Source organism: Streptomyces sp. NPDC006235, assembly GCF_040613735.1.
In the GTDB taxonomy this organism is placed as follows: Bacteria; Actinomycetota; Actinomycetes; order Streptomycetales; family Streptomycetaceae; genus Streptomyces.
Genome location: NZ_JBEXSR010000006.1, coordinates 80,377 through 99,991 on the forward strand (window position 1 = coordinate 80,377; position 19,615 = coordinate 99,991).

At 69.4% G+C, this 19,615-nt stretch carries 12 protein-coding genes and 1 pseudogene; 12 read left to right on the forward strand and 1 reads right to left on the reverse strand.

Annotation, left to right across the window (positions count from 1 at the left end; translation table 11 throughout):
* Positions 1-106: 106 nt before the first annotated feature.
* The 8 genes and pseudogenes from iolC to ABZ192_RS09695 all read left to right on the forward strand — a co-directional run bounded on the left by iolC (position 107) and on the right by ABZ192_RS09695 (position 10,984).
* Entirely contained in the window at positions 107-1,057 is a 951-nt protein-coding gene (gene iolC / locus ABZ192_RS09660; protein WP_356923970.1) for a 5-dehydro-2-deoxygluconokinase, read from the forward strand.
* Positions 1,054-1,935, forward strand: a complete 882-nt coding sequence (locus ABZ192_RS09665; protein WP_356923971.1) for a deoxyribose-phosphate aldolase — start codon at positions 1,054-1,056, stop codon at positions 1,933-1,935. Before iolC ends, ABZ192_RS09665 begins: the two co-directional genes overlap by 4 nt.
* A gap of 85 nt (positions 1,936-2,020) precedes the next feature.
* Positions 2,021-2,128: pseudogene (locus tag ABZ192_RS09670) on the forward strand (5-deoxy-glucuronate isomerase); the annotation flags it as partial.
* A gap of 71 nt (positions 2,129-2,199) precedes the next feature.
* Positions 2,200-4,083, forward strand: coding sequence for a 3D-(3,5/4)-trihydroxycyclohexane-1,2-dione acylhydrolase (decyclizing) (gene iolD / locus ABZ192_RS09675; protein WP_356923972.1), 1,884 nt, complete (start codon positions 2,200-2,202; stop codon positions 4,081-4,083).
* Between the two features lie 14 nt (positions 4,084-4,097).
* The gene (mmsA, locus tag ABZ192_RS09680) at positions 4,098-5,600 is read left to right on the forward strand and encodes a CoA-acylating methylmalonate-semialdehyde dehydrogenase (RefSeq protein WP_356923973.1); all 1,503 of its coding nucleotides are present in this window, start codon (positions 4,098-4,100) and stop codon (positions 5,598-5,600) included.
* 190 nt (positions 5,601-5,790) lie between these two features.
* Complete coding sequence (locus ABZ192_RS09685; protein ID WP_356923974.1) at positions 5,791-8,445, forward strand: CocE/NonD family hydrolase; 2,655 nt, start codon at positions 5,791-5,793, stop codon at positions 8,443-8,445.
* Positions 8,442-9,314: an ABC transporter permease gene (locus tag ABZ192_RS09690; protein ID WP_356923975.1), complete on the forward strand. Its 873-nt coding sequence runs from the start codon at positions 8,442-8,444 to the stop codon at positions 9,312-9,314. Before ABZ192_RS09685 ends, ABZ192_RS09690 begins: the two co-directional genes overlap by 4 nt.
* 149 nt (positions 9,315-9,463) lie before the next feature.
* Complete coding sequence (locus ABZ192_RS09695; protein ID WP_356923976.1) at positions 9,464-10,984, forward strand: von Willebrand factor type A domain-containing protein; 1,521 nt, start codon at positions 9,464-9,466, stop codon at positions 10,982-10,984.
* Between the two features lie 950 nt (positions 10,985-11,934).
* On the opposite strand, the gene ABZ192_RS09700 is transcribed toward ABZ192_RS09695, so the two are convergent.
* The gene (locus tag ABZ192_RS09700) at positions 11,935-13,143 is read right to left on the reverse strand and encodes a S8 family peptidase (protein ID WP_356923977.1); all 1,209 of its coding nucleotides are present in this window, start codon (positions 13,141-13,143) and stop codon (positions 11,935-11,937) included.
* A gap of 515 nt (positions 13,144-13,658) precedes the next feature.
* Here ABZ192_RS09700 and ABZ192_RS09705 point away from each other — a divergent pair.
* From ABZ192_RS09705 to ABZ192_RS09720, 4 genes are all read left to right on the forward strand, one after another.
* The gene (locus ABZ192_RS09705) at positions 13,659-14,006 is read left to right on the forward strand and encodes a hypothetical protein (RefSeq protein ID WP_356923978.1); all 348 of its coding nucleotides are present in this window, start codon (positions 13,659-13,661) and stop codon (positions 14,004-14,006) included.
* A 1,673-nt stretch (positions 14,007-15,679) separates the two neighbouring features.
* A complete protein-coding gene (locus tag ABZ192_RS09710; protein WP_356923979.1) occupies positions 15,680-15,988 on the forward strand; it encodes a hypothetical protein in 309 nt (102 codons plus the stop codon).
* A gap of 743 nt (positions 15,989-16,731) precedes the next feature.
* Complete coding sequence (locus ABZ192_RS09715; RefSeq protein WP_356923980.1) at positions 16,732-16,953, forward strand: hypothetical protein; 222 nt, start codon at positions 16,732-16,734, stop codon at positions 16,951-16,953.
* A gap of 895 nt (positions 16,954-17,848) precedes the next feature.
* On the forward strand, positions 17,849-19,096 hold the full coding sequence (locus ABZ192_RS09720) for an LPXTG cell wall anchor domain-containing protein (RefSeq protein WP_356924189.1): 1,248 nt from the start codon (positions 17,849-17,851) through the stop codon (positions 19,094-19,096).
* Positions 19,097-19,615 lie beyond the last annotated feature (519 nt).

The following is a 19,615-nucleotide window of genomic DNA, read 5'->3' on the forward strand; positions in this document are numbered from 1 at the left end:
CGGAAAGCGCTGTCATGATCTGGTCCGAATGTCCGGACAAAACATTGACAGGGCTTCGGGAAGGGGACTACAAAGCCGGGGAGAGCCGACACCCGAGGGGAAACCGATGGCGTACGACCTGATCACCATGGGGCGCATCGGAGTGGATCTGTATCCGCTCCAGACGGGCGTCCCGCTGCCGCAGGTCACCTCCTTCGGCAAGTTCCTCGGCGGCTCGGCCACGAACGTCGCGGTGGCCGCCGCCCGCCTGGGCCGGCGCACGGCGGTGATCACCCGCACCGGCGACGACCCCTTCGGCACCTACCTGCACGAGGCCCTGAAGGGCTTCGGCGTGGACGACCGCTGGGTCACCCCGGTCCCCGGCCTGCCCACCCCGGTCACGTTCTGCGAGGTCTTCCCGCCGGACGACTTCCCGCTGTACTTCTACCGGCAGCCCAAGGCCCCCGACCTGGAGATCGACGCCCACGAGCTGGACCTGGACGCCATCCGCGACGCCCGCGTCTTCTGGGTCACGGGCACGGGCCTGAGCGAGGAGCCGAGCCGTACGGCGACCCTCGCGGCCCTCGCCCACCGCGCCAAGTCCGGCACGACGGTCTTCGACCTCGACTGGCGCCCGATGTTCTGGAGCGACCCCGACACGGCGCGCCCCTTCTACCAAGAGGCCCTGCGCCACACCACCGTCGCCGTCGGCAACCTCGACGAGGTGGAGGTCGCCACGGGCGTGCGCGAGCCGCACGCCGCCGCCCGGGCGCTCCTGGACGCCGGTGTCGAACTGGCCGTCGTCAAGCAGGGCCCGAAGGGTGTCCTGGCCGTGAACCGTGACGGTGAGAGCGCCGAGGTCCCGCCGTTGCCGGTGAACGTCCTCAACGGTCTCGGCGCCGGAGACGCCTTCGGTGGCTCCCTGGTCCACGGCCTCCTGGCCGGCTGGGACCTGGAGAAGACCATGCGGCACGCCAACGCCGCCGGTGCCATCGTCGCCTCCCGCCTGGAGTGCTCGTCCGCGATGCCCACCCCGGACGAGATCGAGACGGCCGTCACCGCGGGGGCCGTCAAGTGAGCGTCGACATCTCCGAACTCGTCCGCCTCCGCAGCCACCGCCCGGAGGCGATCGCCGAGGCCGCCGCCCGCCGCCCCCGCCGGCCCCTGCTGAACGACAACGGCCGGCTGATGATCGTCGCCGCCGACCACCCGGCCCGCGGCGCGCTCGGCGTCGGCGGCCGCAGCATGGCCATGGCCAACCGCGCCGACCTGCTCGAACGCCTCTGCCTGGCGCTGTCCCGCCCGGGCGTGGACGGCGTCCTCGCCACCGCCGACATCCTCGACGACCTGCTCCTGCTCGGCGCCCTCGACGGCAAGGTCGTCCTGGGCTCGATGAACCGCGGCGGCCTCCAGGGAGCGCGCTTCGAACTCGACGACCGCTTCACCGGCCACCGCCCCGAGGACATCGAGCGCCTCGGCTTCGACGCGGGCAAGCTGCTCCTGCGCATCGACTACGACGACCCGGGCTCCCTCACCACCCTGGAGTCCACCGCCCGCGCCATCGACGACATGGCGGCCCGCCGGCTCCCCGTCTTCGTCGAGCCGTTCATCTCCCGCCGCGACGCGACGGGCCGGCTGCGCAACGACCTGTCCGCCGAGGCCGTCACCCGGTCCATCGCCATCGCCTCGGGCCTGGGCGGCACTTCGGCCTACACGTGGCTCAAGGTGCCGGTCACCGACAACCCCGACGACATGGCCGAGGTCATGGCCGCCTCCACGCTGCCCGCCGTACTGCTGGGCGGCGAGGTGGGCGAGGACCAGGACGGGGCGTACGAGAAGTGGCGCGGCGCTCTCCAACTGCCCACCGTGCGCGGGCTGGTGGTCGGCCGTTCGCTGCTGTACCCGGCGGACGGCGATGTGGCCGCCGCCGTGGACACCGCCGTAGGACTGCTGTGAGGGCCGCTTCATGAGCAGTGAGCCGTACATCCCCGAGGGCACCACGACCGGCGTGCGGATCGTGCCGCCCCTCCCGGGCGTGTGTGACGCCCGGGCCCAGATCGCCTCCGGCGCGGGAGGCCGCTTTGCTTTGGCAGGAGCGAAGTGCGAGCGACAACTCCCCGCCCGCTACGGCCCCGCGCCGGAGGTCCCCCAGGCTCCCGGCGGTGAACACCCGCGCCGGCCACTGCGTATCCGTGACCATCCACAGGTAGGGGGATACCGATGACCTCGACGACGAGGCTGACGGTCGCTCAGGCGCTCGTACGCTTCCTGGCCGCCCAGTACACCGAACGCGACGGCGTACGGCAGCGGCTCATCGGCGCCACCTGGGGCATCTTCGGCCACGGCAACGTCGCCGGCATCGGCCAGGCGCTCCTGGAACACACCGACGCGATGCCGTACCACCAGGGCCGCAACGAACAGGCCATGGTGCACGCCGCGGTCGGTTACGCGCGGCAGTCCAACCGCCTCTCCACGCACGCGGTGACGACCTCCATCGGCCCGGGCGCCACCAACCTCGTCACCGGTGCCGCCCTGGCGACCATCAACCACCTGCCGGTGCTGCTGCTGCCCGGCGACATCTTCGCCACCCGCCCCGCCGACCCGGTCCTCCAGCAACTGGAGGTGCCGTACGCGGGCGACGTGTCGGTCAACGACTGTCTGCGCCCGGTGTCGAAGTACTTCGACCGGATCACACGCCCGGAGGCGCTGATCCCGTCGGCGCTGAACGCGATGCGGGTGCTCACCGACCCCGTCGAGACCGGCGCCGTCACCCTCGCGCTGCCCCAGGACGTGCAGGCCGAGGCGTACGACTGGCCCGACGAGTTCTTCGCCGAGCGCACCTGGACCGTACGGCGTCCCGGCGCCGACCCGGCGGAGCTCGCCGAGGCGGTACGGATCATCCGCGCGGCGAAGAGGCCCCTGGTCGTCGCCGGCGGCGGCGTCCACCACAGCCGCGCCGAGGAGGCGCTCGCCGAGTTCGCCGAGACCACCGGCATCCCGGTCGCCTCCACCCAGGCCGGCAAGGGCTCCCTGCGCCACGACCACCCCCAGGACGTCGGCGGCATCGGCCACACCGGCACCGCCACCGCGGACGAACTCGCCCGCACCGCCGACCTGGTGATCGGCGTCGGCACCCGCTACACCGACTTCACCACCGCCTCCGGCACCCTCTTCACCGGCGAGAACGTCCGGTTCCTCAACCTCAACATCGCCTCCTTCGACGGCCACAAGCTCGCCGGGCAGCCCCTGGTCGCGGACGCCCGCACCGGCCTGGAGGAGCTGACCGAGCGGCTGGAGATGCACGGCCACCGGGTCGCGCCGCTGTACGCCACCGAGTACACCGAGGACAAGGAGCGCTGGGAGCAGCGCGTCGACGCCTGCTACGAGGTGGACGAGCCGGACACCCGCCCGACCCAGCCGCAGGTCCTCGGCGTCCTGGACGCCCTGGTCGACGAGTCGGACATCCTCATCAACGCCGCCGGTTCCCTCCCCGGCGACCTGCACAAGCTGTGGCGGACCCGGTCCCGCGACCAGTACCACCTGGAGTACGGCTACTCCTGCATGGGCTACGAGATCCCGGCTGCCATCGGCGTGAAGATGGCCGCCCCCGACCGTCCCGTGTGGGCGCTGGTCGGCGACGGCACGTACCTCATGATGCCGACGGAGATCGTGACGGCCGTGCAGGAGGGCGTCGCGATCAAGGTCCTGATCATCCAGAACCACGGCTACGCGTCCATCGGCGGGCTGTCCGAGTCGGTGGGCGGCGAGCGGTTCGGCACCGCCTACCGCTTCCCGTCCGAGGACGGCACGTACACGGGGCCGCCGCTACCGGTGGACCTCGCCGCGAACGCGGCCAGCCTCGGCATGCGCGTACTGCGCGCGAAGACCGTGCGGGACCTCGAGGCGGCGCTCGCCGAGGCCCGGGCCGCCGACACTCCCACATGTGTCTACGTGGAGACCCAAACGGCAGACACAGTGTCGGGCGCGCCTCCCGCGCAGGCCTGGTGGGATGTACCCGTGGCCGAGACCGCGACACGGCCGTCCGCGGTCAAGGCACGCGAGCTGTACGAACGGCACGTCTCCACCCGACGCCGCCATCTGTGAAGGAGTTCCCGGCCATGACGAAGATCGTCAACCACTGGATCGGCGGCAAGACCGTCGAAGGCGCCTCGGGCACCCACGGGCCGGTGACCGATCCGGCGACCGGCGAGGTGACGACGAAGGTCGCGTTCGCCTCGGTCGACGAGGTGGACGCGGCGGTCGCCGCCGCCAAGGAGGCCTTCGCCACCTGGGGCCAGTCCTCCCTGGCCCAGCGCACGTCCATCCTCTTCAAGTTCCGCGCGCTGCTGGACGCCAACCGGGACGCGATCGCGGAGCTGATCACCGCCGAGCACGGCAAGGTGCACTCCGACGCGCTCGGCGAGGTGGCGCGCGGCCTGGAGATCGTCGACCTGGCCTGCGGCATCAGCGTCCAGCTGAAGGGCGAGCTGTCCACGCAGGTGGCGAGCCGCGTGGACGTGTCCTCGCTCCGCCAGCCGCTCGGCGTCGTCGCGGGCATCACGCCGTTCAACTTCCCGGCGATGGTGCCGATGTGGATGTTCCCCCTCGCCATCGCGTGCGGCAACACGTTCGTGCTGAAGCCGTCCGAGAAGGACCCGTCGGCGTCGGTCAAGCTCGCCGAGCTGCTCGCCGAGGCGGGCCTGCCGGACGGTGTCTTCAACGTCGTCCACGGCGACAAGGTGGCCGTCGACCGCCTGCTGGAGCACCCGGACGTCAAGGCCGTCTCCTTCGTCGGCTCGACCCCGATCGCCCGCTACATCCACACCACCGCCTCCGCCAACGGCAAGCGCGTCCAGGCGCTCGGCGGCGCCAAGAACCACATGCTGGTCCTCCCGGACGCCGACCTGGACGCCGCCGCCGACGCCGCCGTGTCCGCCGCCTACGGCTCGGCGGGCGAGCGCTGCATGGCCATCTCGGCGGTCGTCGCGGTCGGCGCGATCGGCGACGAACTGGTGGAGAAGATCCGCGAGCGCGCCGAGAAGATCAAGATCGGCCCCGGCAACGACCCCACCTCCGAGATGGGCCCGCTGATCACCAAGGTCCACCGCGACAAGGTGGCCTCCTACGTCGAGGGCGCGGCGGCCGAGGGCGCCGAGGTGGTCCTCGACGGCACCGGCTACTCCGTGGACGGCTTCGAGAACGGCCACTGGATCGGCATCTCGCTGCTCGACAAGGTGCCCACGTCGGCGAAGGCCTACCAGGACGAGATCTTCGGCCCGGTCCTGTGCGTGCTGCGCACGGAGACCTATGAGGAGGCCCTGGACCTGATCAACGCCTCGCCGTTCGGCAACGGCACCGCGATCTTCACCCGGGACGGCGGCGCGGCACGCCGCTTCCAGCTGGAGGTCGAGGCCGGCATGGTCGGCGTGAACGTCCCCATCCCGGTCCCCGTGGGCTACCACTCCTTCGGCGGCTGGAAGGACTCCCTCTTCGGCGACCACCACATCTACGGCAACGACGGCACGCACTTCTACACGCGAGGCAAGGTCGTCACCACCCGCTGGCCCGACCCGGCCGACGCCCCGGCGGGCGTGGACCTGGGCTTCCCGCGCAACCACTGACGGCTCAGGGGCGCGGGGAACTGCGCGGCAAGCCTCAACGGACCCGCAGACGGCCACTCACCGGACGGCCCGAGCTCCACCCCGTACACCACCCGCAGTACGCCGAAACTCCGTGTACACCCCTGGAAGGCCTTGCACTTCGGTCTCCGGTCGACAACTCATCGACAGGTTGACCCCGTACCGTTGACGCATGGATCTTCGACTGCCCGGACTGAACGGGCTGCTTCGGAGGCCCCGGAGGCTCCTCGCCGCCGGGGCCGCCGTCGTCGTGCTCGCGGGCGCGGGGACGTGGACGGCCGTGGCGTCCGACGAGGTGCCCCCGGTCGACCGTGCCGACCGGGTCCTGGACACGGGGAACGGAGTGCGGATCGACACCTCGTACTTCACCTCCGGCGGCGACGGCCGCCGTCCCGCCGTCCTGCTCGGCCACGGCTTCGGCGGCAGCAAGAACGACGTACGGCAGCAGGCCGAGGATCTCGCCAGAGACGGTTACGCGGTGCTGACCTGGTCGGCACGCGGCTTCGGCAAGTCCAACGGCAAGATCGGGCTGAACGACCCCGAGGGCGAGGTCGCCGACGTCTCGAAGCTCATCGACTGGCTCGCGAAGCAGCCCCAGGTCGAACTCGACAAGCCCGGCGACCCCCGCGTGGGCATGGCCGGTGCCTCCTACGGCGGCGCGATCGCGCTGCTCGCGGCGGGACACGACCCCCGGGTGGACGCCATCGCCCCGGCCATCACGTACTGGAACCTCGCCGACGCGCTGTTCCCGAACGGCGTGTTCAAGAAGCTGTGGGCCGGCATCTTCGTCAACTCCGGCGGCGGCTGCGAGCGGTTCGAGCCCGCGCTGTGCCGGATGTACGAGCGGGTCGCGGAGTCGGGCAAACCGGACGCCGAGGCGCGCAAGATGCTCGACGAGCGTTCGCCCTCCGCCGTCGGCAAGGACATCAAGGTGCCGACGCTGCTGATGCAGGGCCAGTCCGACTCCCTCTTCCCGCTCGGCCAGGCCGACCAGGCAGCGAAGGCGATCCGCGCCAACGGAGCCCCCGTCGACGTCGACTGGATCGCCGGCGGCCACGACGGCGGCGACATGGAGACGAGCCGCGTCCAGGGCCGCGTGCAGAGCTGGTTCGACCGCTACCTGAAGGACGACAAGGGCGCCGACACCGGCCCCGCCTTCCGCGTCACCCGCACCCTCGGCCTCGGCTCCGGCGACGGTGAACCCCGCCTGACCGGCGTGACCTCGGACCGCTACCCCGGCCTGGAGAGCAAGCCGCGCTCCATCGCCCTGACCGGCCGCGAGCAGAGCTTCGACAACCCGCCCGGCGCCAGCCCGCCCGGCGTCTCCGCCCTGCCCGGCCTCGGCGGCGCGGGCGGCCTCAGCCAGCTCTCCACCCTCGGCGTCGGGGTCTCCCTCGACTTCCCCGGCCAGTTCGCCGCGTTCGAGTCGGCCCCCTTCCGGGAGGACGTCCAGATCACCGGCTCCCCGACGGCCACCGTCCACGTGAAGTCCACCAGCGACGACGCCGTGCTCTTCGCCAAGGTCTACGACGTCGGCCCGGGCCGCACCCAGCCGGTGCTGCCCTCCCAGCTCGTCACGCCCATCAGGGTCGAGGGCGCCAAGGCCGGCAAGGACGTCACCATCACCCTCCCGGCGATCGACCACGAGGTCGACGACGGCCACCGGCTGCGCCTGGTCCTCGCCTCGACGGACCTCGGCTACGCCTCCCCGGCGACCCCGGCCACGTACACCGTCTCCCTCAAGGGCGACCTGTTGGTCCCGTCGGCGCTCGGCGAGAGCAACGCGCAGGGCCCGCTGCCCGCCTGGGTGTGGTGGATGCCGCTCGCCGGCGCCGCGATCGCCCTGGCGCTGATCATCACGGGACGCCGCCGCACGGCCGCACCCGCGCCGCCGGACCCCGAACTGGCCGACGTACCCCTCCAGATCACGGACCTGACCAAGCGGTACGCCAAGTCCCCCGACCGGTACGCCGTCAAGGATCTGTCCTTCCGCGTGGAGAAGGGCCAGGTGCTCGGCCTGCTCGGCCCGAACGGCGCCGGCAAGACCACGACCCTGCGCATGCTGATGGGCCTGATCAAGCCGGACGGCGGCGAGGTCCGCGTCTTCGGCCACGCCATCAGCCCGGGCGCCCCGGTCCTGTCCCGGGTCGGCGCCTTCGTCGAGGGCGCGGGCTTCCTGCCGCACCTGTCCGGCCGGGAGAACCTGGAGCTGTACTGGCGCGCCACCGGCCGCCCGGCCGAGGACGCGCACATGGAGGAGGCCCTTCAGATCGCGGGCCTCGGCGACGCGCTCGCCCGCGCGGTGCGCACCTACTCCCAGGGCATGCGCCAGCGCCTGGCCATCGCTCAGGCCATGCTCGGCATGCCGGACCTGCTCATCCTCGACGAACCGACCAACGGTCTCGACCCGCCCCAGATCCGCGAGATGCGCGAGGTGATGATCCGCTACGCCGCGGCAGGGCGCACGGTCATCGTCTCCAGCCACCTCCTCGCGGAGGTCGAGCAGACCTGCACGCACCTGGTCGTCATGGACCACGGGCAGCTCGTCCAGGCGGGCCCCGTCGAGGACATCGTCGGCTCGGGCGACACCCTCCTGGTGGGCACGGCCACGCCCGTGGACGAGCCCGTCGTCGAGAAGGTCGCCGCGCTGCCGGGCGTCGCCTCGGCCGTGCCCGTCGAGGAAGGGCTGCTGGTCCAGCTCGACGCCGACGGCACCCCGCAGCGCCTGGTCGCCGAACTCGTGCGGCTGGACGTGCCCGTGCGGTCGGTCGGCCCGCACCGCCGCCTGGAGGACGCTTTCCTCACCCTGATCGGAGCCGAAGCATGAGCAAGCTCGCCGAGCGGGCCGAGCCCGTCGAGGTCGCCGACGGCTACCGCGCGGGCCGCACCCTGCCCTTCCGCGTCGAGCTGGTCCGGCAGCTGAAGCGGCGCCGCACGATGGTCATGGGCGGCGTCCTGTTCGCCCTGCCGATCATCCTGCTCATCGCCTTCCAGGTCGGCGGCGACCCGGGCGGCAACAACAACCGCGTCAACCTCATGGACACGGCGACGGCCTCCGGCGCCAACTTCGCCGCCGTCAACCTCTTCTCCGCCGCCGGCTTCCTCCTCGTCATCCCCGTCGCCCTGTTCTGCGGCGACACGGTCGCCTCGGAGGCCAGCTGGTCGTCCCTGCGCTACCTGCTCGCGGCCCCCGTACCGCGGGCCCGGCTGTTGTGGTCCAAGCTCGCCGTCGGACTCAGCCTGAGCCTGGCCGCGCTGGTCCTGCTCCCGATCGTCGCCCTCGTCGTCGGCACGGCCGCCTACGGCTGGGGCCCGCTCGAGCTGCCCACCGGCGGCACCCTGCCCACCGACACCGCCGCCGTGCGCATTCTGATCGTCGTCGCGTACATCATGGTGTCCCAACTGGTCACCGCGGCCCTCGCGTTCTGGCTGTCGACCCGGACGGACGCACCGCTGGGCGCGGTCGGCGGCGCGGTGTTCCTGACCATCATCGGCAGCGTCCTCGACGAGGTGACGGCCCTCGGCGACTGGCGGCACTTCCTGCCCGCGCACTGGCAGTACGCCTGGCTCGACGCCGTCCAGCCGCAGTTGCACTGGACGGACATGATCCAGGGCACGTCGATTTCCGTAACGTACGCGCTCGTGCTGTTCGCCCTGGCCTTCCGCGGTTTCGCCCGCAAGGACGTCGTCTCCTAGGTCAACGGAGGATCACCCACCGGTCTCGAAGACCGGTCCCCGTGGCCGCTTCGAGACGCTTCCGCAACCCCCCGTACCGCACGTTCCGGCCCCCTGCGCCGTCACAGTCGCAAGAAAGCCGACGCCAACGGACCCAGGGGGCACGGACGATGAAGCCGTACGGGCGGTACCGGACACGCAAGCTGCTGCTGGCGCTCACAGCGGCGGGCGGGCTGCTGCTCACCGCGTGCAGTGGGGGAGGCGACAGCAGCGAGGGCAGCAAGGCCGCCGACCGCGACATCTCGGGTCTGCCCGCGCCCGCCCAGAGCCAGGGCACCAGCGAGCAGGACGACGACCGCCGAGAAGATCCCGACCACCTCTCGACCTTCGCCCTCGACGTCGACACCGCCTCCTACGACTACGCCCGCCGCGCCCTGGCCGACGGCCGGCTCCCCGACCCGTCGACGGTCCGCCCCGAGGAGTTCGTCAACAGCTTCCGCCAGGACTACGAACGCCCCGACGGCGACGGCTTCTCGGTCACCGTCGACGGCGCCCGCACCGACGACGAGGACTGGTCCCTGGTCCGCGTGGGCCTGGCCACCCGCACCACCGAACGCACCGGCGAACGCCTGCCCGCGGCCCTCACCTTCGTCATCGACGTCTCGGGTTCCATGGCCGAACCGGGCCGCCTGGACCTCGCCCAGGAGTCCCTCTCGGTGATGACGGACCGGCTGCGCGACGACGACTCGGTCGCGATCGTCACCTTCAGCGACGAGGCCGAGACCCTCCTGCCCATGACCCGCCTCGACGGCAACCGCGACGAGATCCACGACGTCATCTCCGAGCTGGAGACCCGCGACTCCACCAACCTCGGCGCGGGCGTCGAGACCGGCTACGAGACGGCCGTCGAGGGCCTGCGCGAGGGCGCGACCAACCGGGTCGTCCTCGTCTCCGACGCCCTCGCCAACACCGGCGACACCGACGCCGACACGATCCTGGAGCGGATCTCCGGCGAGCGCCGCGAGCACGGCATCACCCTCTTCGGCGTCGGCGTCGGCAGCGACTACGGCGACGCCCTGATGGAACGCCTCGCCGACAAGGGCGACGGCCACACCGTGTACGTGTCCGGCACCGCCGAGGCCCGCAAGGTCTTCTGCGAGGAGCTCCCGCGCAACATCGACCTCACCGCCCGCGACGCCAAGGCCCAGGTCGCCTTCGACCCGGAGACCGTCGAGGAGTTCCGCCTGGTCGGCTACGACAACCGCCGGGTCGCCGACGAGGACTTCCGCGACGACCGCGTCGACGGCGGCGAGGTCGGCCCCGGCCACACCGTCACCGCGCTGTACGCCGTCCGCACCGAGCCCGGCGCCGAGGGCCACCTCGCCACCGCCACCGTCCGCTGGCTCGACCCCGGCACCCGCGCCCCGCACGAGGAGACCGGCGACCTGGAGACGGGCGCCCTCGACGACTCCGTCCGCAGCGCGAACCGCTCCTTCCAGGTCACCGCGACGGCCGCCTACTTCGCCGACGCCCTGCGCCACGACGACCCCTTGCTGCCGGGTGCCCCGCGGCTCGGAGAACTCGCCGAGCGCGCCGACGACTTGGCGGACCGCACGCAGGACACGGAGATACACCGCCTCGCGGAGGCGATCGACACGGCGTGGCGTCTGAAGCGCACCGACCGAGAATGAACGTTCATATTGTTGGGCGATTTTCAGAACCCAGGGGAATGCAGAGTTCGATATCGAGCACTTCGGAGGAAATTCGCCAGGGTACGCCACCCCTTCCGCGTAATTGAGAAATCCATCATCATGAACGGGCCGGGCCTGACCAGCCTGGGTGGCACGGGGGGAAACACCGTTTCCAATGGATCCGGAGGGACCTCATGCGAACCATCAGGAGGCAGGCCACGGAGTGGCTCGCCGCCGCCGAGACCGATCCGCTTGACTGCGAACGGCAGTGGCACGAAGAAAGCGGCGTCGCAGTGCTGCCCTGCGGACGGTTCTGGGATGTGCTGAGTGTGCCGGAGGAATTGGGTGCGCTGGCCCTGGATGCCCTCTTACGCATTCCGCAGGCGCCCGGCCCCGTACTGGCGGACGCAGTCGCCCGCAGAGTGGGCTTCTTCCTGCCACCGGATCCCGCAGGCCGCTGGGTCGGCACGGATGTCCGATACCTGGGCCAAGGCGCATGGGTCACGGTACCCGCGCCGCACCGGGCCTTAGGGCGTCTCCGCTGGCTGGTTCCGCCCGACGGTGTGGGAACGCTGTTTGTTCCCACAGCCGTGGAAACGGCTCTCCAGCAGGCCCTGGGCACCCTCGTGGCCCGGGCCGCCACGCGGCGGCGGTGTCCGGTGTGCGGAGCGCGGACCGTTGGAGCCCGTCTTCGCGGTGGTGGCCGGTCCAGATGACAATCACGGGTCTGGTCGCCGCCACCGACGCCGCGCAGTGGGGGCGACAGGGCCCGGGGACAGCACGTCTTCGATGGAGCGCGACTCCAAAGTCCCCTGCCGGGCGGTTCGCTGAACGGCCGTGTTCGTAAGGACAGACCCGGTCTGGAAGCTGCGCGGACATCACCCACGCCCGCCAGGGTGAACGCGAGCCGCCCACCTCGACGCCTCACCGCCAACCTGGGCACAAGCTCGTCAGGGTACGAGTCTGAGGAGCCTGTTGGGTGAACCGGTTCCGATGTTGCTCAGGACTCCGGTCGTGGCCCCGTTGACGAGTGCGCCGCGCACGGTCGCCGGACTGGCGGTGGGGTGCGAGGTGAGGTAGACGGCCGCGGCTCCCGCGACATGGGGAGCCGCCATCGAGGTGCCGGAGAGCGTGGCCGACGCAGTGTCGCTGGTGTGCCAGCCGGCGGTGATCGACGAGCCGGGGGCGAACATATCGAGCACGGAACCGTAGTTTGAGAAATTGGACCTGTCGTCAACCCAGGTGCTGGCTCCCACGGTGAGGGCAGGGCCCACCCGGGCGGGTGAGTAGTAGGCGGCATTCGCGTTGGAGTTGCCGGCGGCCACCGCATAGGTGACACCGGAGGTGATGGAGTTCCTCACCGCGGTGTCCAGCGCCGTGCTGGCGCCGGCGCCCAGCGACATGTTGGCGACCGCGGGCCCGACGCGGCGCGAGGTGACCCAGTCGACGCCCGCGACGACGTTGGCGAGGGTGCCGGCCCCGCTGTTGTTCAGCACCCGAACCGACACGATCCTGGTGCGTTTGGCCACGCCGTACGTCCTGCCGGCGACCGTGGTGGCGACGTGCGTTCCGTGACCGTTGCCGTCGGACGCGATGGCATCACGGTCGACAAAGTCATAGCCGTGTCTGGCGCGCCCGGCGATCTCCGTGTGAGTGATGCGTACACCGGTGTCGATCACGTACACGGTCGCGGAACCGCCCGCCGTGTCCGGATAGGTGTACGCCAGGTTGCGCTGAGGGAGGGCCTGGTCGATCCGGTCCAGGTTCCACGGCGGGCTGATCTGGGTTGCGTCGAGGTGGACCTTCTTGTCCTGCTCGACGAACTCGACGGCCGGGTCCTCCGCCAGACTCCTCGCTCCGGAGGCGCCGATACGGATCGCGTAGCCATTGAGCGCGGCGTCGTAGGTCTGATCCACCGTGGCGCCGTACTTGGATGCGAAGAGCTCTCCTTCCGGCGATTTCGCCTTGAACCCGGCGGAATCCTTTAGAACGACGATGTAGCTGCCGTCGATGGAGTCGGCCGAACCCTCGTCCAGAATCCTTGCGGTGGCCGGATCGGCATGGGCGGGCAGGGCGTTACCGCACCCGATCGCGGCGGTCGCGGCCGTCGCGACGATCGCCGCGACGATCCGCCGACGGGCGGTGAACTTCTCTTGCATCCTGAAGAACCTTCCTCGGGGGACCTGTGACGCTGCTCGCTAAAGCTGCTGATCGTATGATGGCCGGACGGTTCATCACAGAACTGCTCGATCAGCACTTTTCACCCTGAATGCGCACCAAAAGCCACGTACCGGTGAATTCTGCGCGCGTATGCAGACGACACGCATCAGGGCGCAGACCGTCCTGCCCGTCGTTCCCTTCTGGTGCGCCGCCTCAAGTGGTGGCAGCGGCGGCACAAGGTCCAGACGGTCACGAGGTGACGACGGCGGCGTAGGCGGCCGAAACCTGCGCAGTGTACGGAAGCTGACGCTCCCGTACAGGCAGACGCGGGGGCACGAACCACGGTCCACCCGAGTGGCGGATTGGGGTCATCAGATGGAAGTGCGCCGTGTTGCGGGCATAGTGCGAACCATGGTCACATCTACCCCGAATGGCGCTTAAGGGAAATTTGGGCGCCGCGATTGAAAGGCCGACCGCCCAAGGGCGGTCGCACGATTGACACCCTGGAGAACCAATGCCTCATCGCATGCTCCGTTCGGCGGCCACCGTGTTGCTGGCTTCCGGACCGATCGTCGCCGCCGCGCCCGCGCAGGCCGCTGCCCAGCAGGACTTCCCCTGCGGCGTCAGCCTCAGCACGGTCAGCAGCAAGGTGATCACCGCCGTCCGCATCGGCGTCACCTGTGACCAGGAGCGGACCGTGAGTGTGCACATCACCGATGGCGACGGCGGTGTGAGTGTGAGCGCCCAGAAGACCGTTGAGGCCGGTGTCGAAGGGACCTTCACCGCCACCTTGCCCAGAACCACGGGGGTCTGCGCCACGCTGAAGACCGACGGTGCGAGCACCCAGATCGGCGACTGCTGACGGCACTCCCTCGCCGGCAGCAGTCTGACGGATACGGTCGCCGCCCATTCGTGATCCGCAGGGTCCGGGTGGACGGCGACCACCGCGGAACATCGCCGGTCATGCCCCGGCACCGGGACGGACCTGGAAGCGGAGTCGAACTCCGCGCGTGCCACGAGGCCATCACCGCCGAAGTCGCCCCTCCTGCAGTGGCCGCAGCCGTCTGCGGCCCCCCGGCCCCGCCCTGCAGTTGAGCTCAAGACCTCGCACGTGGCTCGCGATCAAATGGATGCCCGGCGTCGTCTCGGTCGGGGGTCGGCTCGCCACCCTGTGGACTGGCGCCCTGCCGTGCGAGTAGGGCATTTCGGCCCGAAGAGCACACGAGTGTGACAACACGGCGCCGTCTCCAACGCCGTACACGACCTGCTGTACACGACCTGCCGTACGTCTCCGGCGGCACCCTCTCGACCGGCCCCTCCTCCTCCCGCACCGGGCAGACGGTTGCGGTTTCGTTGGCGACGCGTCCACGAACCCTGAGAGGTACCGTGGAGCGGCCCGTTCTCCCGGTCGGATCCTGCTTCTCCTAGCCGGCATGGCCGGTGCGCTCGCCGTCCAGCGGGAACTCCAGCACTCGCTTGGTGCAGGCCGCTGTGCGTCCTTCCGGCGGCGATCTTCTGCTCGTCGCGCTCGGCGGCCCTGCGGGACGGGCCTGCACGCTCCAGCCGATGCGGTGCAGCATGAGATCCAGCCCGGCCCGGGACGCACTCGACGTCGAACCGGTGGCGCACTACGTCGGCGATCCTCGCCAAATCCAGCACCGGCCGCCCGCCGACGACGGACGGGCTGACAGCCAACGCCGTTCCTGCCAGGTGCAGTTCACTCGCACCGAGCTCGCAGCGGGCACCGCCGGGCCACCACTCCCTCATCCCGCCGCACAGCGCAGGCCACGCAAGCCATCGCGGTACCACATGACCGCGTCCTCGAAGATCTCTGGCGGCCCTCCTGCAGGGCCGCGAAGAACCGCTACTGGGCACTCGAGGAATCGGCAGCTGCAGCGCTGCTCCCGTCGTCTTCTTGAGGGCGCTGGTGGACGCGGCGTCGACGTCTGCCGCGCAAAGCGCCTGCCGGTCCACGGAGACGCAAGACGGACATGCTCGAGCCATCTGCGCACGGTGAGGCCCTGGCCACCGAGCCAGCCATCCAGGCCCTGAAGCCGTGGGCAACGCGAGGCGCTGCGCGTGCTGTTGTCCGCGTCCGGCACTCCAGGTCCAGGCCGACGAGTTGAGAACGAACCTCCTCCATTCGTCCGGAACTGTGAGTGCCTTGCTAACGGGGGGATTTGGCCTTTCCGGAGCACTACGGATAACCGCCCTCGCCGACGGCGATTCGGTCGCAACTCGAGGCATCGGCCCGATGCCGGGACCACGACCCAAGGTCTCTCCATCGAGCGTACATTCGGTCGGTGGTTCGAAATGAACGGTGATTCAACTCTGTTGCGCAGCCGGTGTGCCGTTACTCCGTTGGGCCCTGGATAGGGCATGACCTGGGGATCTCGCACTTCATATTACCTGCCCCCAGAGGGCCATGTGGATGAAGTTTCGCAGCCACAGGCATTCCAAGTGGTGCCCGCTTCCGCGTTGAGGCAATATCGGTGTCGTTCTTCCAACCGGGAAGAAACAGAACGGAGATATCAAATGCGCAAGACCATGAAGCGGGGTGCTGCGGGGACCCTCGCGGCGGTGGCCCTCCTCGCGGGTTCCGCCTCTGCTGCCAGCGCCGTCGAGGACGTGCCGGTGAGCGACGAGTCGGGCATCGTCATTGTCAACGAGAACAACAACGACAATGCGAACACGAACACCAACGACAACGACGCCACCGCCACCGCTTCCGCCACCGTGACGGTCCCCGACGACGGGGTTGACGGTGCGGCGGCTGCGGCCCCGGCGGCCGCCGCTCCGCAGCAGGCCGTCGCGCCCACCCTCCTGGGCGTCATCGGCCTCTGATATGGGCTGAGCCCTAGAGGGCCGGCTTGCGATCGTTCGATTCCAGTCCGGCGGTCACCCGATTCTCTTGGGGGATCGTGACCCGACCTGGAAGCGTCTTTCCCTGGCGGGCGGATGAGGGGACAACCTCATCCGCCGAGGGAGAGGCGCTCCACTCGAGCGGCCGCAAACTACGGCGAATGCGCGGCGTTGAGCCGCGCATTTCGCTGCTCGGCGGTTTCCGGGGTAGTGACGGGGTGGGCTGAGCTCTCTGAAGCCGGGTTGTGCCGTGCCATAACTCCGGTAATTCATGGCTGGGCAGCGCACGAGTGTTGCAGGGTCTGCACGCCCGATCACATCTTCCCGAAGGCATCTAAGAATATTAGGTGCCTAGAATCTAGGGCCGACCGCCTATGGCGGTCGGCCCTTTTGATACCCAGGAGGGCAGGTGCAGGATCTGAGGCGGAGCAACAGGTTCGTGACCTCGCCCACTGGGGCGAGGTTGCGCGCGGCCCGGCTGTCAGGTGTTGGACCTTCCCAGCGGGGCCCGCTGCTGATCGGTTTACCTCTCTGGCTCGTCGGTCATTGCTCCTTGGGCGGCCGACCAGATGTGGTCTGCGCACTCGGCAAGCACTGTCACCTGTAGTACAGGGCCATATGGATGAACTCCCCGCCCTTGGGTGATTCCAAGTTGTGTGACCTTCGGTGTCGCGGCAGTATCGGTTCCGTTCTTCCAGTGGGGAAGAATCAGAATGGAGATTCAAATGCGCAAGAGCATGAAGCTGGGTGCTGCGTCGGCCCTCGCCGCGGTGGCCCTCCTCGCGGGTTCCGCCTCGGCTGCCAGCGCCTCCTGCTGGGACGGGGACGACGACGACAGCGTTGACAACATCATCATCGTCAACGAGAACAACAACTCCAACACCAACTCCAACACCAACACCAACACGGCCACGGCCACGGCCACGGCCACGCTCCCCGCGGTCTGAACGGCCTGAGTCCTTCTGGGCCCTGGCTTTGATCGTTCGACTACAGTTCGGCGCGGTCAGAGCCTTTGCCGTGGATCCCTTCGGGATCGGGGCCCGACTGAAAGCGTCTTTCTCTACGGGCGGATGAAGTGGCATCCCGATCCGCCGAGAGAGAGACGCTTTCCGTTTCACAGCTATTGATCAACGTGACGTCACGTCACCGGTGATATGACAGTCGCTGATGAGCCGGCGCCATGTCGGCTGCGGCCATCCAATCCGATGGCCGCTCTTTCTTTTCCGTGGCCGGTGGGCTCGGCCAACGTGTTCGAACGCATGCCCGCTGGGTGACGCAGATGGTGAAGTCGTCCCGAGCATCGTCCGATCAGTGAAATTCATATCAGTCGCCGTACAGGGCCGTTCGGATTAAATTCAATGACTGCTCGTCCGGAAGGGTGTCACCTACTTGATGGAGGGTTTCCTGCCGATGCAGTATCAGTTACACCCAGAGGGATGCGAGTAGCATCGCGCCTCGGAGGGAATATGACTGATACGATTATCCTGCCGCGATGTCCGGAAACCGGGAAAGCGTCGTTCCGTACCGAATCCGAGGCGAGGCTCTGGCTGATCAAGCAGCCGTTGTTAGAGAAAATCCCCGACCGCATCTACCGGTGCTCGGACTGTCGATACTGGCACTTCACCGGTTCTCATTACTGGACCAGCCGGAAGATCCAGCGGAGGCGGAACTACGGGAGGCGAGAAGCCGTCCCAGGTCGCAGCCGCAAGAAGAGAAGGAATCGCTGACGCGATGCGTGTGATCTGATGCACGCAATCCCGCGCGATTCCGGCCTGTGGTTTCCCCTTTTCTTCGAACAGGAAGACGACTAGATTGCGAAAGAACCTGAGTAGGGGAATGGTCGTGGCTGCCGCCGCGACGAGCATCCTGCCCCTGTACGGCATCACGGCGTTCGCGGACTCGCACGCCGACATGTCCGTCAGCGCCTCTGACAAGTCCAGCGACATGAGTGCCGCGACCGCCCCGCCCGTCGGGAGCTCCTTCACCAGCGGCCCGAACCTGCGCGGATCGTCAGCCATTCCGCACGTCGCTGCCCAGAGCGAGGACCGCGGGCCCGGTGGCCTCGACAACAACACCGACCGCGTCGATGTCGATGTGCCCGGTTCCGTCAGTGACAGTGGGGACGGTGACAGCGCCCCCAGCAGCGCTCCCAGTAGCGCTCCCAGTAGTGCCCCCAGTAGTGACAGCGGGTACGGCGACGAGGTCGGGGCCGAGGCCGACGGTGGCTATGGCGAAGATGGCGGCAGCGGTGAGGCCGTCGGCTCCGGTGAGGCCACTGGCAGTGGTGAGGCCGCCGAGAGTGGTGAGGCCACTGGCAGTGGTGAGGCCGCCGGCAGTGGTGAGGCCACCGAGAGTGCTGAGGCCAGCGGCAGTGGTGAGGCCGCCGGTCCCGGTGAGGCCACTGGCAGTGGTGAGGCCGCCGGTTCCGATGAGGCCATTGGCAGTGGTGAGGCCGCCGACAGTGGTGAGGCCACTGGATCCGGTGAGGCCACCGGCAGTGAGGTCACCAGCTCCGGCCAGGACGGTGGCTACGGCGAGGATGCAGGCAGTGATGAGGATGCCGGCTCGCGTCATGACGATGGTTACGGTGAGGACACCGGCTCTGGTCATCACAGCGGTTACGGCAAGGACGGCGGTTACGGCAAGGACAGTGGCTACGGGAAGGACAGTGGCTACGGCAAGGACAGTGGCTACGGGAAGGACAGTGGCTACGGGAAGGACAGCGGGTACGGCAAGGACAGCGGGTACGGCAAGGACGGCGGCTACGGCAAGGACGGCGGCTACGGCAAGGACGGCGGCTACGGCAAGGACGGCGGCTACGGCGACGACGGCGGCTACGGCGACACGCCGTCCACGAAGCCGCCGGTGACGAAGCCACCCACATCGTCGCCTCCTGCCACGACTCCGCCGACCAAGGAGCCGCCTCGGCACTCCGAGCCCCCGGCGAAGCCGCCCGTCCCGGGGGAGCCGCCCCACCTCCCCGACACCGGCCTCGACAAGCAGGCCATCGCGGCATCGGGGGCCGCGGCGCTGCTGCTGACGAGCGGTGTGGTCCTGTACCGACGAGGCAGGGCTGCGTACCGTCGGTAGTGCTCTGCTCCGGGTGCCGGACGTACCACGTCCGGCACCCGAGTGCTTTCCCGGCCCCCAGGCCGACCCATCCCTGGTCCGTCCGCGTGTCGGGATCAGGCGGACCAGACGGGGCAGGGCGGACGGGTCCGCCGTCAGACTCTCGGCGACCGGGCCGGGGTTGGTGAGCGTCACGACGTCGCAGTCGACGGACATGTGGCGCACCAGCCGGAGTTGCCGTGCGGCGGGCCGGTACGACGTGTTTTGGCGGCTGGACCATGCCTTTCTCCCGCAAATGCGAGGACAGGAAGGCGGATAAGACATGCCCCTCATTCGGGTGACCTTCGGTGTGGGCCGCCGCATTTTCTGAGTGCGGGGGTTTCCACTCGATCCGGGGCTCGTTGAAGGCGGTGAAGTGATTCCCGCTCAAGGCCGTCGGCCTCACCGGAGACGCGACCGACGTCAGGAAGCATGTTGACCAGTGGCTGGCGGAACCACCGGCCGGAAGCGCTCGATACGGAGAACAAGGATTTCCTGGCC

Excerpts from the sequence above, each read along its gene's own strand:
- ABZ192_RS09710 (WP_356923979.1), top strand. The coding sequence starts at position 15,680 with ATGCGCAAGACCATGAAGCGGGGTGCTGCGGGGACCCTCGCGGCGGTG.
- mmsA (WP_356923973.1), top strand. The coding sequence starts at position 4,098 with ATGACGAAGATCGTCAACCACTGGATCGGCGGCAAGACCGTCGAAGGC.
- ABZ192_RS09705 (WP_356923978.1), top strand. The coding sequence starts at position 13,659 with ATGCCTCATCGCATGCTCCGTTCGGCGGCCACCGTGTTGCTGGCTTCC.
- ABZ192_RS09700 (WP_356923977.1), bottom strand. The coding sequence starts at position 13,143 with ATGCAAGAGAAGTTCACCGCCCGTCGGCGGATCGTCGCGGCGATCGTC.
- ABZ192_RS09690 (WP_356923975.1), top strand. The coding sequence starts at position 8,442 with ATGAGCAAGCTCGCCGAGCGGGCCGAGCCCGTCGAGGTCGCCGACGGC.
- ABZ192_RS09685 (WP_356923974.1), top strand. The coding sequence starts at position 5,791 with ATGGATCTTCGACTGCCCGGACTGAACGGGCTGCTTCGGAGGCCCCGG.
- ABZ192_RS09715 (WP_356923980.1), top strand. The coding sequence starts at position 16,732 with ATGCGCAAGAGCATGAAGCTGGGTGCTGCGTCGGCCCTCGCCGCGGTG.
- ABZ192_RS09695 (WP_356923976.1), top strand. The coding sequence starts at position 9,464 with ATGAAGCCGTACGGGCGGTACCGGACACGCAAGCTGCTGCTGGCGCTC.
- iolD (WP_356923972.1), top strand. The coding sequence starts at position 2,200 with ATGACCTCGACGACGAGGCTGACGGTCGCTCAGGCGCTCGTACGCTTC.
- iolC (WP_356923970.1), top strand. The coding sequence starts at position 107 with ATGGCGTACGACCTGATCACCATGGGGCGCATCGGAGTGGATCTGTAT.